This is a genomic window from Pseudomonas sp. C9-3, from assembly GCF_032392015.1.
Classification (GTDB): domain Bacteria; phylum Pseudomonadota; class Gammaproteobacteria; order Pseudomonadales; family Pseudomonadaceae; genus Pseudomonas; species Pseudomonas nitroreducens.
Genome location: NZ_CP135919.1, coordinates 1,657,872 through 1,673,282 on the forward strand (window position 1 = coordinate 1,657,872; position 15,411 = coordinate 1,673,282).

The 15,411-nt window shown below is 67.3% G+C and carries 11 protein-coding genes; 5 read left to right on the plus strand and 6 right to left on the minus strand.

Annotated elements, in window-relative coordinates:
* Nucleotides 1–221: 221 nt before the first annotated feature.
* The 5 genes from RS899_RS07585 to nfuA all read left to right on the plus strand — a co-directional run bounded on the left by RS899_RS07585 (nucleotide 222) and on the right by nfuA (nucleotide 7,804).
* On the plus strand, nucleotides 222–1,028 hold the full coding sequence (locus tag RS899_RS07585; protein WP_315809526.1) for a hypothetical protein: 807 nt from the start codon (nucleotides 222–224) through the stop codon (nucleotides 1,026–1,028).
* A 267-nt stretch (nucleotides 1,029–1,295) separates the two neighbouring features.
* Nucleotides 1,296–2,513 (plus strand): hypothetical protein, encoded by a 1,218-nt coding sequence (locus RS899_RS07590; protein WP_054907700.1) that lies wholly within the window; start codon nucleotides 1,296–1,298, stop codon nucleotides 2,511–2,513.
* Complete coding sequence (locus RS899_RS07595; protein WP_315809527.1) at nucleotides 2,498–4,657, plus strand: ATP-binding protein; 2,160 nt, start codon at nucleotides 2,498–2,500, stop codon at nucleotides 4,655–4,657. The genes RS899_RS07590 and RS899_RS07595 overlap by 16 nt, the downstream gene beginning before the upstream one ends.
* A gap of 71 nt (nucleotides 4,658–4,728) precedes the next feature.
* Nucleotides 4,729–7,011 carry a fatty acid cis/trans isomerase gene (locus RS899_RS07600; protein WP_315809528.1) on the plus strand — a complete coding sequence of 761 codons (2,283 nt, stop codon included), beginning with the start codon at nucleotides 4,729–4,731 and terminating at the stop codon, nucleotides 7,009–7,011.
* 208 nt (nucleotides 7,012–7,219) lie between these two features.
* Nucleotides 7,220–7,804 (plus strand): Fe-S biogenesis protein NfuA, encoded by a 585-nt coding sequence (gene nfuA, locus RS899_RS07605; protein ID WP_054907697.1) that lies wholly within the window; start codon nucleotides 7,220–7,222, stop codon nucleotides 7,802–7,804.
* Nucleotides 7,805–8,013: 209 nt separating this feature from the next.
* On the opposite strand, the gene RS899_RS07610 is transcribed toward nfuA, so the two are convergent.
* The 6 genes from RS899_RS07610 to RS899_RS07635 all read right to left on the minus strand — a co-directional run bounded on the left by RS899_RS07610 (nucleotide 8,014) and on the right by RS899_RS07635 (nucleotide 15,380).
* Nucleotides 8,014–9,180, minus strand: coding sequence for an MFS transporter (locus tag RS899_RS07610; protein ID WP_315809529.1), 1,167 nt, complete (start codon nucleotides 9,178–9,180; stop codon nucleotides 8,014–8,016).
* A gap of 9 nt (nucleotides 9,181–9,189) precedes the next feature.
* Nucleotides 9,190–9,432 (minus strand): DUF1272 domain-containing protein, encoded by a 243-nt coding sequence (locus RS899_RS07615; RefSeq protein ID WP_054907695.1) that lies wholly within the window; start codon nucleotides 9,430–9,432, stop codon nucleotides 9,190–9,192.
* Between the two features lie 27 nt (nucleotides 9,433–9,459).
* Nucleotides 9,460–10,464, minus strand: a complete 1,005-nt coding sequence (locus tag RS899_RS07620) for a GlxA family transcriptional regulator (protein ID WP_315809530.1) — start codon at nucleotides 10,462–10,464, stop codon at nucleotides 9,460–9,462.
* 96 nt (nucleotides 10,465–10,560) lie between these two features.
* The gene (locus RS899_RS07625) at nucleotides 10,561–13,602 is read right to left on the minus strand and encodes an efflux RND transporter permease subunit (RefSeq protein ID WP_315809531.1); all 3,042 of its coding nucleotides are present in this window, start codon (nucleotides 13,600–13,602) and stop codon (nucleotides 10,561–10,563) included.
* The gene (locus RS899_RS07630; protein WP_315809532.1) at nucleotides 13,602–14,684 is read right to left on the minus strand and encodes an efflux RND transporter periplasmic adaptor subunit; all 1,083 of its coding nucleotides are present in this window, start codon (nucleotides 14,682–14,684) and stop codon (nucleotides 13,602–13,604) included. The genes RS899_RS07625 and RS899_RS07630 overlap by 1 nt, the downstream gene beginning before the upstream one ends.
* Nucleotides 14,685–14,834: 150 nt before the next feature.
* Nucleotides 14,835–15,380, minus strand: coding sequence for a DUF4256 domain-containing protein (locus RS899_RS07635; RefSeq protein ID WP_315809533.1), 546 nt, complete (start codon nucleotides 15,378–15,380; stop codon nucleotides 14,835–14,837).
* Nucleotides 15,381–15,411 lie beyond the last annotated feature (31 nt).

Here is a 15,411-nt window from a genome sequence, read left to right on the forward strand (position 1 = left end):
TGCACAGCTTTCCGGTGGTTCGCGGTTTTCCATGAATTCTGCTCATGTTGGCGCGAGGGACGACTTGACGTCCTGTCAACCGCGCCCCGGCCGGACCTGACAAGTCCGGAACTGCCTGACGACGGGCTTGCTGGAAGAATCCACGGCACAAGGCGGCACGGATGAGGAAGTTTCGCGTCGCTGGCCGCTCGCCCAAGGAATTCGCACGCAAGGAGACACCCATGTCGCAGAACGCCAACACCCTGATGCTGTTCTTCAAGGAGCAGGGCCCGCACGAGCTGTGCGTGCTGTCGCTGGTCAACCTGATGCGGGGTGACGAGGAGAAATCACTCGTCTACCAGCAGCGCCTGGGTGTCGATCTCTCGGGAGTCTGGCAGGGCGAATGGTTCAACCAGCAGTTCAGCGCGCAGCCCGAGTACATCCGCCTGGACTTCGACACCTCGGTGCGCGCCAACCTGCCGCTGGTGCTGCTGGAGAGCCTGTTCGAGCGCGGCCTGCGCGCGGCGGTAGTCGAGGTGTTCCACGACCAGGTCGGCGAAACCCAGCGCCACCATTTCCTCGACGGCAAGCTGGTGAATCGCTCCGACCTGTATCACCGCGAACCCTTCATCGCGCCCATCGTCACCGCCCAGTTGGACGTCCAGCGCGAGGAAGGGGAGGAGGACACCAGTGTCTGCGTGGCGCGACCGGTGCCCCTGCGCAAGCTGATCGAGGAAGAGCGCGAGCAGGAGGAGAAAGCCAAGGCGCTGGTGGAGGGCATCGCCGAAATCGCCAAGGTGGCGCGCCAGACGGGCGTCGGCCCCGGAGGCGTGATCAAGACCGGGCTGGTGCTCTGGCAGATGGCCAAGGGCCTGCTGCACGCGGTGATCCTGACCGTGCTGGCGCTGGTGTTCTTCAAGGGCTTCTGGATGTGGCTGGGCCTGGGCGTGGTGCTCGCCATCGTCCTGCCGCTGCTGTATGGCTGGGTCGAGTACAGCGACCTCAGCGAAAAGCGCGAGGAACCCGAGGTTGCCGATGGCGCGGACTGATGCGCCAGCTTCCGGCCCATCGGTCCGCTACCGTGAAATGCGAAACCCGTCGCAGCCAAAAGCGAAACGCTGTCGCACCCATCTAGGCGCAAAACCCGGCCATGCGTATGCTGGCGCGCGGCGAGAGGTAGTGGCTATCTGCCTGCTCGCCGTCGGCAGGGCGCCATGATCGCCTGCCGGATCATGCAGCCGGCAGCATCGCAGGACCGGCAGGGATGGAGCGTGCGGCGCAGCTGGCCGCCCCACGCAAGCTATGGATTGGCGACCTTGGATACGGATGCATTTTCGCAACTGCTGACGCTCTATATGCGGCGCATTCGCGCCAGCGCTTCGGGCGTGGCGACGGAAATCGGCCTGAGCCGCGAGGCGGTGAACAACTGGCGCAACGGCCTGTCGCTGCCTAACCCGAAATCCCGCGACAAGCTCATCGCCTGCGCCCGCTACCTGCGCCTGACCGAGTCGGAAACCAACCGCCTGTTCAGTGCCGCGGGCTTCGAACCGGAATTCCCGCTGCAGGCCGAGGCTGCCGGCGGCGTGCCTTTCGCGCCCTACATCGACTCGTTGTTCGACCAGTTGCGCAGGCTCACGCCGTATCCCATCGTCCTGCTGCTGTCCCAGGCGCACTGGGGCCAGCCGCCGTTCCGCCAGGAACTGCTGACCCGTGCCCGTGGGCTTTACGGCGAACAGTCGGTGCTGCATATCCAGCCGCCCTACAGCGCCAGCACCGCCAGCAGCGACTACTTCGCCGCCATCGGCCGCCAGTGTGGCTTCGCCGACATCACCTCTGACTACGACTTCGAAGCCGCCCTGGAGCGCCGCCTGCTGGCCGGCGAACGGATCTTTTGCCTGGTCAGCCGTTTCGAACAGGGCACCGCAGAACTGCGCGAGATGCTCGCCGGCATCCTGCGCAGCCTGAGTGAAATGCACAGTGGTCGCCTGCATCTGTTGTTGTGCGGCGGGGAAGCGCTGGCCGACCTGAAATACCGCAGTGGCGACCTCTCGCTGCTGAACATCGCTCAGGTCAGCCACTGGTCCGAGTTGACCCTCGCCGACCTGGCGCTGCTCGCCCAGCGCCGTTGGCCCGGGCAGCGCTTCGACCAGGCCATGCTCGGCGAGCTGCTGGAAAGCTGCGGCGGCCACCCGGCGCTGGCGGAGGAGGGGTTGGAGTGGCTGGTGCAGTACACCGTGCTGACCGCGGAGTCCCGCCAAGCGCTGCATCAACTACTGTCCCGCAGTGCCCGGCTCTGGCAGGCCTTCCTGCCGCTGAGCGAAACCGACAGCTCACGTGAACGCCTGCGCCTGCGCCTGGAGGCGGACGACCTGGGGCGCGCCAGCCCGTACCTGGCCGATGGCGAGCTGCGTCGGCTGTTCTGGAACAACCTGATCACCGTCCGCGGTCACGGGGATTCTGCGCGCCTGGTATGGCGCTGCGAGATCATCCGGCAGACGGGCCGCCAAGTGCTGGACGCATGCGTCGAGGCCTGAGTCGCCAGCGGGGCGCGGTGAGCTACAAGCGCCTGCTGGTCATTGCCAGTGTGACCTTCCTGCTGGTCAGCGCTGTGTTGGCGCCCCGGCTCAATCCCTTCACCCGCGATGCGGCACTGGGCAATGCGGCGTTCGAACAGTTCTTCGGCGAAATGGCCGCCTGGCGAACGGCGATGATGGAGGCGCAGCAGATCGAGGGCCACTGGCCCGAGAACATCCAGGCTTTCGCGCCCTCCATCGAACATCCCGTGTTGAACGTCGTTTCGCCGCAGCCGCAGCGCCTGCTGATGACCGTCGCGGATCGCAGCGAGATGGGCGACCTGGCCGGCAAGCAAGTCATCGTCGACATGCCGCCGCGCAGCAGCGAGTGGAGCTGCCGGCCGGGGAGCCCGCCGGTTCCCGCGCGCTACCTGATGAACTTCTGCCTGGAGTCCGCGGACAAGGCCTCGAACGACAGCCCGCTGGTGGAGAACCTGCGCTGGCTGGTGATCATCTGCGCGCTGCTGTTCGTCATCGCCGCGTTGCTCCTGCTGTTTCGCCACCCTTTGCTGGGGCCGGTGCAGCTGCGCCCGCAACGCCTGCTGGACATGCCGCCGGCGGACCTGCCCAGGGTCGACCGCCTGCTCGGTCTGCTCGGGCGGCGCAGGGCAACCCTGCGTGCCGCCGGCATCGAAGCGCAGAGCTGGCAGCAGGCGCTGGCCTACGTGGGCGCCGAAGCGGAGCAGCGCGCCCAGGCGCTGGCCCTGGCGTTGGGTGCCAGTTGCCAGGTGAGCTGGGGCTGGTCGCTGCCGGGGCGGGTATTCGAGTGGAAGCTGCCCGAGGATGTGCCGGTTTCCCTGGATCGTTGCCTGGTCTATGTGCCGGCGACTGAGGAGAACGAGACCCGCGTCCTCCAGCACCTGCGCGTTTCCCACACCGGACTCGACGTGATGCTGGTGCTGCTCGGCGAGCGCCAGGAACAATTGCTGAAGTACTGCGCCGATACCGCCAATCTCTGCGTGGCGATCGACGCCCGCGAGCAGACCCAATGGTTGCTGGGCGGCAACCCCGGCGAGCTGCTGCTGCGCCTGCTCGCCGCACAACTGCGGCTGACCCGCATCTCGCCGTACCAGACGCGCGGCGGCGTGGTGCGCGCCAGCTCGTTCTTCGGCCGCGACCAGTTGCTGGCGCGAGTACTCAACCGCGAGCCGGCCAATTACCTGGTGGTTGGCGGCCGGCAGTTGGGCAAGAGCAGCCTGCTCAAGGCCGTGCAGCGGCGCCTGGAGGATCATCCGCAGGTGGTCTGCCACTACGTGTCGCTACGCGACCACCGCCTCACGCCACGGCTGGCGCTGCAGTTCGGCCTTCCCGCAGAAAGCACGTTGGAGGCGATCATCGAACACATCAATACCCAGCAACTCGGCAAGCGCCTGTTCCTGCTGATCGACGAGGCCGACCTGTTCTTCCGTGACGAGGCCGCCAACGGCTATCCACAGCTATCGACCCTGCGCGCATTGAGCGAGGAGGGGCGTTGCTGGTTCATGCTGGCCGGTTTCTGGGACCTCTATGCCACTGCCGTGCTGGACTACCAGTCGCCGCTGCGCAACTTCGGCGAGGTGCTGACCATCGGCGCGCTGGAGCGCCAGGCCTGCCGCGAACTGGCCAGTGTGCCCCTGGCGCGGCTGCGGCTGGGGTTCGCCAGCGACACCCTGCTGGAAGACCTGGTGGACGCCAGCGGCCAGCGCGCCAATTTGGTCGCCATTCTCTGCCAGGAATGCCTGGAGGCGCTGCCGCCGGGGGCGCGGGTGATCGAGCGGCTGCAACTCAAGGGCGCGCTGGCCTCCCAGGCGGTACAGGATGCACTGGCCGGCTGGGGCCGCCTGAGCCAGGACGAGACGGCCTGCCGCCTGGACCGGATCATCGTCTACCACTGCGCGCAGCATGCCGGCACCGGCCTGGCGGTGCTGATCGAGCTGTTCGGCGAGCGCATCGATGCTGTGGCGCTCAAGGCCTCCCTGGCGCGGCTGCAACTGGCTTTCGTGCTCAAGCGCAGCGGCGATGGCTACGCCTTCGCCGTGCCGCTGTTCGCCGGTCAGTTCGAGGCCGCCGAGCTGCCGATATTGCTGCGCCACGAGCTATCCACCCTGGAGCGCGACGCGCGCTAGCCAAAAGGCGCGGAGCCGGCCGGGCCGCGAGTTGATAGACTTGCCGGCGTTACTGGCCAAGGAACACCCCCATGCTCCCCCGGATCCTCGTGCTGCTGGCCCTGCTCATGGCCAGCGTGGGCCTGCGTGCCGAATCGATGTCCTACACCCGCGATATCCAACCGATCTTCACCGAGAAATGCGTGGCCTGCCATGCCTGCTACGACTCGCCGTGCCAGCTCAACCTGACGGCCGCCGAAGGCGCGCAACGCGGCGCGAACAAGCTGCCGGTGTATGACGGCGCGCGTACCAAGGCACAGGACACCACCCGGCTGTTCCTCGACGCCCACGGTGCGGATGCCTGGCGACGCAAGGACTTCTGGTCGGTGCTCGATGGCCGCGGCAGCCAGGCGGCGCTGATGGCACGGATGATCGACCTGGGGCATGACCACCCGCTGGTGCCCAACGCGAAGATCCCCGATGGGCTCGACCTGTCGATCAACCGCACCAACCAGTGCCCGACGCCCGCGACCATCGACGACTTCGTGGCGAAGAACCCGCGCAGCGGCATGCCCTTCGCCGTTACCGGCCTAACCGACAAGCAGCTGAAAACCATCAAGACCTGGCTGGCCCAGGGCGCGCCGGTGGACGAACAGGCCTGGCAGCCGGGCAGCGGCGAAGCGCAGCAGATCGCCGAGTGGGAAAGCTTCCTCAACCAGCCCGGCGCCCGTCAGAGCCTGGTGTCGCGCTGGATCTACGAGCACCTGTTCCTCGCCCACCTGTACTTCACCGAGCGCGGCGAGCCGGGGCACTTCTTCCAGCTGGTGCGCTCGCGCACGCCCAGCGGCCAGCCCATCGACCCCATCGCCACGCGGCGGCCGAACGACGATCCGGGCAATACCTTCTATTACCGCCTGTGGCCGATCCAGGGTGTGATCGTGCACAAGACGCACATCACCTATCCGCTCAACGAGGCGCGGCTCAAGCGCAACCAGGAGCTGTTCTACGGCACCGCCTGGACTACCGACAAGGTGCCCGGCTACGGCCTGCAGCACCGCGCCAACCCCTTCGTGACCTTCGAGGCGATTCCGGCGCGGGCGCGCTACCAGTTCATGCTGGACAACGCCGAGTACTTCGTCCGTACCTTCATCCGCGGGCCGGTGTGCCGTGGGCAGATCGCCACCGACGTGATCCGCGACAACTTCTGGGCGGTGTTCCAGGACCCGGACCACGACCTCTATGTCACCGATCCGAAATTCCAGCGCCAGGCCTCGCCGCTGCTGGCGCTGCCGGGGCAGATCGACGACGTCGGCGCGATGCTGTCGCAATGGCGCTCCTACCGCGACAAGCGCAATAAATACGAAGAGCTGCGCCAGGACGTCTATGACGAGGCGCCCGCGCCGACCTGGGCGGACATCTGGGCCGGCAACGACAACGCCGTGCTGAGCATCTTCCGCCAGTACGACAGCGCTTCGGTGCGCAAGGGCCTGATCGGCGGCGTGCCGCAGACCCTCTGGTGGATGGACTACCCGCTGCTGGAGCGCACCTACTACGGGCTGGTGGTGAACTTCGACGTGTTCGGCAACGTCGCCCACCAGGCGCAGACGCGTCTGTACTTCGACCTGATCCGCAACGGCGCCGAGCAGAATTTCCTGCGCCTGATGCCGGTGGGGGCGCGCAAGAAGCTGCTGGATGACTGGTACCAGAGCAGCGGCAAGCTGAAGATGTGGGCCGACTACTACACCACCGACAGCGACGCGCCCACCGGGCTGTTCCTGCCGGAGAAGGGCGCCAAGCTGGCCTTCGCCAAGCAATTGCTGAAGCACTACGTGGCGCTCAATGCGCGGCCCGACCCGATCAACCTGTGCGAAAACGGCGCTTGCTACCGCAACTCGGTGGCCGCACCGCTGCAGGACGCCGAACAGGCCTTCAGCCGGCTGGTCAGCCGCCCGGCTGCCGGCCTGCCGGTCATCGACCAGTTCCCCGAGGCGACCATGCTGCGTGTGGAACTGCCGGACGGCCAGCGCGAGATCTACACCGTGCTGCGCAACCGTGCCCACAGCAACGTGGCCTTCATGACGGGCGAGTCGCTGCGCTACCAGCCGGGGCTGGATACGCTGACCATCTACCCAGGCGTGCTGTCGAGCTACCCGAACTTCATGTTCAACCTGAAGGCGGCCGAGGTGCGGGATTTCGTCGGCGCCCTGGAGCAGGTAAAGAGTGCGGCGGACTTCGAGAAGATCGCCGACCGCTGGGGAGTGCGTCGCAGCAACCCGCAGTTCTGGTTCTACTTCCACGACCTGGATGCCTACCTGCGCGAAACCGAACCGGTGGAGGCAGGCGTGCTGGACATGAATCGCTACGAGAACCTGTAAACCAGATCGCGGACCTGAACCTGTAGGACCGAGGGGAACGCCCGGTCCTTGCTCGCGAACCAGCCCCCGCTGCGGGGCCATTCGCGAGCAAGCTCGCTCCTACAGGAAAGTGCTTAGCCTACCTGCGAATTATTCCTACTAAATCAGTAGGGCTTTATCCGATCCCCCCGTTTGGCGTAAACTGGCGCCACGTTTGCGAGGAGTTGCCATGAGCGCTATCACCATTACCGAAGCCGCACAGGATTACCTGGCCGAGCTGCTGTCCAAGCAGGACACTCCCGGCATCGGCATTCGCATCTTCATCACCCAGCCGGGCACCACGTACGCCGAAACCTGCATCGCCTACTGCAAGCCGGGTGAGCAGAAGCCGGAAGACACCCCGGTCGGCCTGAAGGATTTCACTGCCTACATCGACGCCATCAGCGAGCCCTTCCTGGAAGACGCCGTGGTCGATTACGCCACCGACCGCATGGGCGGCCAGCTGACCATCAAGGCGCCGAACGCCAAGGTGCCGATGGTCAACGAGGACAGCCCGATCACCGAGCGCATCAACTACTACCTGCAGACCGAGATCAACCCCGGCCTGGCCAGCCACGGCGGCCAGGTGAGCCTGGTGGACGTGGTCGAGGACAACATCGCCGTGCTGCGTTTCGGCGGCGGTTGCCAGGGCTGCGGTGCGGTCGAGATGACCCTGAAGGACGGTGTCGAGAAGACCCTGATCGAGCGCATCCCTGAGCTGAAGGGCGTGCGTGACGTCACCGACCACAGCAACCGCGAGAACGCCTACTACTAAAGGCAGGCGATCGAGCAGCGAAAAGGCGACCTTCGGGTCGCCTTTTTCGTTTGGAGCCGGGCCTGAGCCTGCTCGGAAACGTAGGGCGAACAACGCCTCAGGCGTTATCCGCCATTGCGGCGGATAACCCGTTCCGGGTTATGCGCCCGACGCAGTGGTACTCCTTGCAGGAGCGAGCTTGCTCGCGAACCGCGTAGGCAGCCAAACTCTCAGGCCTGCGCCACTTCCCGCCGTCCCGACCAGAGCATCACCAGCGCCACCAGCAGCACCGGCCACACCAGCAGGTTCACCGCGCTCCAGCCGACGCTGGTGATCAGCGCGCCGGAGCTGAACGACATCAGCGCCGCCAGGCTGCCGTTGCCCAGCTCCATCAGCCCTTGCGCATGCCCGCGCTCCTGCGGCGTGTGGCCGAAGGCGAGCAGGGTGGTGCCGGCCACCAGCATCAGGTTCCAGCCCATGCCCAGCAGCAGTGAGCTGATGAGGAACTGCGCCACCGACTGACCGCTCAGCGCCACCGCCGCACTCACTGCCAGCAGCGCCATGCCGGCCCAGGCCACGCGGCGGCCGCCGAGGCGGTCCACCAGCGGGCCGGCGACGAAGGCGGGGAGAAACATGCCCAGCACGTGCCACTGGATCACGCTCACCGAGCGCTCCAGCGGCAGCCCGCAGAAGCTCATGGCCAGTGGCGTGGCGTTCATGATCAGGATCATCAGCCCGTGGCCGGCGGCGGTGCAGGCCATGGCCGCGCGGACCGCCGGGCGCGACAGCAGCTCGCGCATCACCTTCCAGCCGCCGGTGGATGGCGCGGGCGCTGCGCCTTCCGGCAGACGGCTGAGCACGGCGAGGGCGACCAGCGCCAGCACAGCGATGGTCAGGTACGAACCCACGAAGGGCGCGGGCAGGGCATTGCGCGACCACAGCGCCAGGCTCGGTGCGAGCAACGCCGCCAGCACGCCGCCACCGATCACGTAGGCGGTGGCGCGCCCCTTGTGGGTTTCGTCCACCGCTTCCAGCGCGGCGAAGCGGTAATACATCGCCGACGCCTGGTAGGCGCCAATAGGCAACGCGCCCAGGCAGAACAGCAGGAAGTCCGCCAGCCAGACGCCCAGCGCGCATAGCAGCCCGCCGAACACGCCGCAGGCGGCGCCCAGCAGCAGGCCGCGCCGCCGTCCGTGGCGTTGCATGAACAGCGACAACGGCTGCACCGCCAGCAGGTTGCCCAGCACCAGGATCGCCAGGGGCAGCGTGGCCAGGCTGTTGATCGGCGTGAGCTGCGCGCCCACCAGCGAGGTGAGGGTGATGCCGATCAGCGAGCAGGACCAGTACAGCGCCTGGCTGGCGAACAGCAGGCGGATCGCCGGAGTGCGCAGCAGCATGCTCCGTCCTCAGCCCTGGCAGCCGGCAGGCTTGAGCACGCGCTGGGTCGAGGCCGGGTTGGCCGCCAGTTTCGCCAGCGGCCGGCGTGGGCGTGGCAGCAGTTCGCCGCCGCAGTTCGGGCAATGGCCGTGCAGCACTTGTTCGGCGCAGTCCGTGCAGAAGGTGCATTCGAAGCTGCAGATGCGCGCGTCGGCGCTGTCGCCGGGCAGGTCACGGTCGCAGCATTCGCAGCCGGGGCGGAGTTCGAGCATGGCAAAGTCCTTTGCTGTGGAGTGAAGTCAGTGCAACTGGCCGAAGCGCTCGGCGTATTCCTGCGGGCTGATCGCCAGGTGCTTGTGGAAGGTACGGCGCAGGTTTTCCGGGTGGCCGAAGCCGCACAGGCGCGACACCGTGCTGATCGACGCCTGGGCGTCCTGCAGCAGCGCGCGGGCGGCTTCCAGGCGCACGCGTTCGACGTAGCGCCCCGGGCCCATGCCCAGTTCGTTGATGAACACCCGCGACAGTGTGCGCGGGCTCATGCACGCCTGTTCGGCCAGAACCTCTAGCGACAGGTCGCTGCCCAGGTTGGCCGGTATCCACTCCAGCAGTGCCGCCAGGCGTGGCGTGCGGCTAGGTTCCGGGGTCAACCAGTGACTGAACTGCGCCTGCCCGCCGGGGCGCTTGAGGAACATCACCAACCGCCGCGCCACGGTCAGGGCGAGGGCACGGCCGAGATCGGCTTCCACCAGCGCCAGGGCGAGGTCGATGCCAGCGGTGACGCCGGCCGAGGTGAACACGTGATCGTCGCCATCGCGGCGCTGCGGATCGTAGGTATGCAGGCGGTCGCCCTGGACCAGTACCTCGGGGTAGTCGCTGCACAGCTCATCGACATCCGCCCAGTGCGTGGTGGCCGGACGGCCGTTGAGCACGCCGGCCGCGGCGAGGATCAGCGCGCCGGAGCACACCGAGCCGAGCCGGCGCACCTGGGGCTCGGCGGCAGCCAGCCAATGCAGCAGGTCGGTGTTTTCGCATTGTTGCGGGACGCCCAGCCCGCCGGGCACCAGCAGGGTATCCAGGGTGGCGGGCTCGACTTCCCGCCATCCCATGTCAGCGCAGATGCGCAGGCCGGCCGAGGTGGCCACCCGCCCGGCCTGTTCGCCCAGTACCAGCAGCTCATAGACCGGCGCCAGGCCCTGGCGCTGGCGCTCGACGTTGGCCGAGGCGAACACCTGCAGCGGCCCGGTGATGTCCAGGCTCATGACCTCGGGGTAGAGCAGGCAGGCGATGCGGCGCAGCGATTCCATGGCGACACTCGTTCATTGGATGTCACGAGTGTGGCGGTGGCCGACGCTGGCGGCAACGTCAGTCACCCCACGAATCTTGCCAATCTACAGGCCGGCCTACCTGGCTGCACCCAGCCGATACGCGCTGGCATACAGCACCGGCAGCACGATCAATGTCAGCAGCGTGGCGAAACCCAGGCCGAACATGATCACCACCGACATGCTCTGGAAGAACGCGTCCAGCAGCAGGGGAGCCAGGCCGAGGATGGTGGTCAGCGCAGTCAGGCAGATCGGCCGCAGGCGCGCACAGGACGCGTTCACCAGCGCCTCGCGCGGCGGCTGGCCGCCGGCGGCGAGGTTGTCGACTTCCTCCAGCAGTACGATGCCATTGCGCACCAGCATGCCCGACAGGCTCAGGAGCCCGAGCAGCGCCATGAAGCCGAAGGGAATGCCGGTGAGCAGGAAGCCGACGGTCACGCCGATCATCGCCAGCGGCACGGTCAGCCAGATCAGCAGCGCCTTGCGCGGCGAGGAGAACATCAGCACGGTGATGATGAACATCGCCAGGAAGGCCATCGGCAGGCTGCCGAGTACGCCATTGCGGGCATCACCAGAGCTTTCCACGTCGCCGCCCCAGGCCAGTTCGTAGCCCGGTGGCAGTTGCAGCGCCTCGATCTGCGGGCGCACGCGGGCGAGCAATTGCGAGGAGGTTTCGCCGCTCTGTGGGGCGACGTCGGCCATCACCGTCAGCGTGCGCTTGCGGTCCTGGCGCAGGATCAGTGGGTCTTCCCAGACGCTGTCGAAGCCACCGACCACCTGTTCGATGGGCAGGTAGCGCTGGCTCACCGGGCTCCACAGCATCAGGTCGTTGATCTGCCCGGCGTCCAGGTCGCGTTCGCGCACGACGATGGGCAACTGCTGCGTGCCGTCGCGGTAGAGGCCGACGGAGAGGCCGCTGAAGCTCATGCGCAGCAGGCTATCCAGGTCGCCCTTGTCGATCCCCAGTTCGCGGGCGCGGGCTTCGTTGAACTGTGGGCGGACCAGCAGCGCGCGGGCTTGCCAGTCATGGCCGACGCCGGTGGCGACCGGGTCGGCGGCGAGGATATCGCCCACCTGCGCGCCGAGGCGGCGCAGCACCTGCGGATCGGCGCCGGTCAGCCGTACTTCGATGGCGCTGCCGCTGGAGGGCCCGAACATCAGGCGCTTGAGGCCGGTCTGCACTTGCGGATAGCGCTCATCGAGGTAGTGCTGCAGGTCGGCGATCAGCCCTGGAATCTGCGCGCGGTTCTCGGTGCGCACCAGCACTTGCGCGTAGTTGGCGTGCTGGCGTTCGGCGCTGTAGGTGAGGATGAAGCGTGGTGCGCCCTGGCCGATGCTGGTGACGGTGCGTTCGACGCCCGGCAGGGCGGTGATGTGCCGGTCGATCTCGGCGGCCAGGTCGCGGGTGTGTTCGATGGCCGTGCCCTGCGGCAGCCACAGGTCGACGAAGAACATCGGCGTGTTGGCCGGCGGGAAGAAGTTCTGCCGCACCTGGGAGAAGCCCAGCAGCGATGCGGCGAGTGCCAGGGCGAGCACGCCCAGAGTCAGCGCGCGCTGGCGCAGGCAGGCTTCCAGCAGCCCGCGGTAGGTGCGGTACAGCCAGCCCTGGTGCGGCTCGGCGCTCGCTGCCTGTGCCGGCATCTTCGCGAAGGCCCAGCGGGCGAACAGCGGCGTCAGGGTCATGGCCGTCACCCAGCTGAGCAGCAGCGACACCAGCAGCACATCGAACAGTGAGCGGCAGTATTCACCGGTGGAGTCGGAAGACAGGCCGATGGGCGCGAAGGCCAGCACCGCGATCACCGTGGCGCCCAGCAGGGGCAGGGCGGTGAGGCGGACGATGTGGCGGATCGCGGCGTCGATGCCCTGGCCGCGCAGGCGCCCGACCAGCACGCCCTCGACCACGACGATGGCGTTGTCCACCAGCATGCACAGGGAAATGATCAGCGCGCCGAGGCTGATGCGCTGCAGCTCGATGCCCAGCAGGTACATCAGCAGCAGGCTGCCGAGCACGTTGAGCGCCAGCACCCCGGCGATCACCAGGCCGCTGCGCAGGCCCATGAAGACCAGCAGCGTGCCGACCACGATGGCCAGCGCCAGGACGAAGCTGAGCAGGAAACCGTTCACTGCGCCGTGCACTTCCACGGCCTGGTCATAGAACGGCGTCAGCTGCATGCCAGCGGGGCGTTCGCTTTCCAGCTGGTCGAGGCGCAGGTGCACGGCGTCGCCGACCTTTACCACGTTCACCTGCGGGGCGAAGGCGATGCCCAGCGCCAGGGCCGCTTCGCCGTCGGCGCGCCAGAGGTGGCTGGGAGTGTCGGTGAAACCGCGTTTCACCGTGGCGATGTCGCCCAGGCGGATCAGCTGGGCGCTGCCCGGTGCGCTGACCAGCAACTGTTCCAGCTCCGAGACGTCGGTGAATTCGCCGGTGGGGTGCAGACGAATGCTCTCGCTGCCGACGCGCAGGCTACCCGCGTCGGACACCACATTCTGCCGGGTCAGCAGGTTCACCAAGCGAGTCAGCGGGACGCCCATGGCGGTCATCTTTTCCCGCGAGACATCCACCTGCACCTGTTCGGCCTGCAGGCCGGAAACCACCACCTTGCTCACGCCGGGCACCAGCACCAGCTCGCGGCGCAGGTAGTCGGCGTAGTCGCGCAGCTCCTGGTAACTGTAGCCCTGGCCGGAGAGCGACAGGAGGATGCCGTACACGTCGCCGAAATCGTCGTTCACCTGTGGCGGCGAAACGCCCGGCGGCAGGTGCGGAGCGAGATCGTTGACCTTGCGCCGCAGTTCGTCCCAGATCTGCGGCAAGTCGCCTGCGCGGTACTGCGGCTTCACGTTGACGGTGATCTGCGAGAGGCCGGCGCTGGAGATCGAAGTCAGCTTGTCGACGTAGGCCAGTTGCTGGATGGCGTTTTCCAGCGGGTAGGTGACTTCCTCTTCCACCTGCTGCGGCGAGGCGCCGGCGTAGCGGGTGGCGACCACGGCGGTCTTCACCGTGAAGGCGGGGTCTTCCAGCCGGCCGATCTCCAGGATGGCGTAGAGGCCGCCGAGGGCCAGCAGCAGGATGACGATCCAGCTGCCGACCTTGTTTTTCAGGAAATAGCCGGTGAAGTCCATCACAGCCCCCGTTCGCGTTGCCACGGACGCACGTGCTGGCCTTCACGCAGCTCGGCGGTGCCGGCGGCGACGATGCGCTCGCCCGGCTCCAGCCCCGACAGAATCTGGATGCCCTCGGCACCGGGTTGGCCAAGTTGCACCGTGCGGCGTTCAACGCGCAGCGCAACGCCGTCGCCTTTTACTACCCACACCTGGCTCTGCCCCGGCGCGCCGTCGTCGGCGCTGAAGACCGCTTCCACCGGCACCCGCAGGAGCGCCTGCGCATCGCGGCCGAGCTGGGCGAAATCCACCTCGACGGTGGCACTCATGCCCGGCAGCAGGGTGACGTCCTTCGGTCGCTCCAGGGTGAGTGTGACGGTGTAGCTCAGGGTCGCCGGATCGGGGCGGGTGCTGTGCTCCTTGTAGTGCGCGGGGAAGTCCCGGCCAGGCACACGGGCCAGGCGCACGATGGGTTGGTAGTCGCTGCGCAGGCTCGCACCGTCGACGCGCTCCAGCAGGCTTTCCGGCAACTGGAACTGCACGTCGTAGCTATCGGCGGATTGCAGGATGGCCACCGGCTGCTTGGGCTGCAGCATCTGGTGGTTCTGCACCGGCACCTGCGCGATGACGCCGGTGAAGGGCGCCGCCAGGCGCGCGTAACCCAGTTCCTGGCGGGCCAGCTTCAACGCGGCTTCGGCGGAATCCAGCTGGGCCTTGCGCTGATCCAGCTCGGCGCGGGCCACCAGTTGCCGTTCGTTGAGCGTTGCGACCCGCTGGTATTGGGCGCGGGCAAGGTTATAGCTGGCTTCGCGGTCACGCAGCCGCAGGCGCAGGTCGGCGTCGTCCAGTTCGGCGATCAGTTGGCCGCGCTCCACGCGCTGGCCCTGTTTCACTGTCAGGGTCTTGAGGTGGCCGGCGAGGCGGAAGGACAGGTCGACCTCGTCCGAGGCTACCAGTTGGCCGGGAAACTGACGCACGCCTTCGGCGGTGGCGGCGGGCACGCTGTAGAGCTTTACCGGGCGCACGATATCTATCGGCGCCGACGGCGTCGGGCCACAGCCGGCCAGCAGGCCGGCGAGCAGAAGGCAGGCGGGCGTTTTCACGCGGGATTCCTCTTGAGCTGAGCGGGTGTGGCAAGGCTGCGCGCCGCTCGGAGGAATCCGTCTGACATGAATCAAGGGCTGCCGGCCGGCCCTGGGAAAGTTCGGTAGCGGTACAGGAATCGTTCAGAAATGGCCTACAGATGAGCGCCTCTAAACCATCAGCACACCGCGAAAACCGCGCGCGGCGTAGTAGGACTGCACGCCATTGTGGTAGGTGAACACCCGCTCGTAGCGGCGGTCGCCGAACAGCGCGCCGTCCAGCTTGCGCATGGAGCCGGGCGTGCGCAGCCAACTGGAGGTCTTCTGGTCGAAGCTGCCCAGCTCCTGCAGCTGGCGGTACTGCGCCTCGTCCAGTAGCTCGATGCCGATCTGCGCGGCCAGCTCGGTGGCGCAGCCGGCGGGCTTGTCCTTCTTGCGTGCGTCCAGCGCCTCGCGGTCGTAGCAGAGGCTGCGGCGGCCGACCGGGGTCTCGGCGGAGCAATCGAAGAACAGGAAGGCGCCGCTGGCGCTTTCGCGGCCGACCACGTCGGGTTCGCCGCCGGTTTCCTCCATCTGCTCCAGCGCTTTCAACTTGGCCGGGGCGGCCTCCAGGCGCGCCTGGACTTCCGCCCAGTCGATGCCCTTGTGGCGCTCGGGGTGTTGCTTGAACCGCGCCTGCAGGGTGGCCAGCAGGGCGTCGCGTTGCTTCGCATTCATCTTGCTTACTCTCGGCAGGGGTTGCAGGTCA

Coding starts and splice junctions, on each gene's coding strand:
- RS899_RS07585 (WP_315809526.1), top strand. CDS start 222: ATGTCGCAGAACGCCAACACCCTGATGCTGTTCTTCAAGGAGCAGGGC.
- RS899_RS07595 (WP_315809527.1), top strand. CDS start 2,498: ATGCGTCGAGGCCTGAGTCGCCAGCGGGGCGCGGTGAGCTACAAGCGC.
- RS899_RS07600 (WP_315809528.1), top strand. CDS start 4,729: ATGCTCCCCCGGATCCTCGTGCTGCTGGCCCTGCTCATGGCCAGCGTG.
- nfuA (WP_054907697.1), top strand. CDS start 7,220: ATGAGCGCTATCACCATTACCGAAGCCGCACAGGATTACCTGGCCGAG.
- RS899_RS07610 (WP_315809529.1), bottom strand. CDS start 9,180: ATGCTGCTGCGCACTCCGGCGATCCGCCTGCTGTTCGCCAGCCAGGCG.
- RS899_RS07615 (WP_054907695.1), bottom strand. CDS start 9,432: ATGCTCGAACTCCGCCCCGGCTGCGAATGCTGCGACCGTGACCTGCCC.
- RS899_RS07620 (WP_315809530.1), bottom strand. CDS start 10,464: ATGGAATCGCTGCGCCGCATCGCCTGCCTGCTCTACCCCGAGGTCATG.
- RS899_RS07625 (WP_315809531.1), bottom strand. CDS start 13,602: ATGGACTTCACCGGCTATTTCCTGAAAAACAAGGTCGGCAGCTGGATC.
- RS899_RS07635 (WP_315809533.1), bottom strand. CDS start 15,380: ATGAATGCGAAGCAACGCGACGCCCTGCTGGCCACCCTGCAGGCGCGG.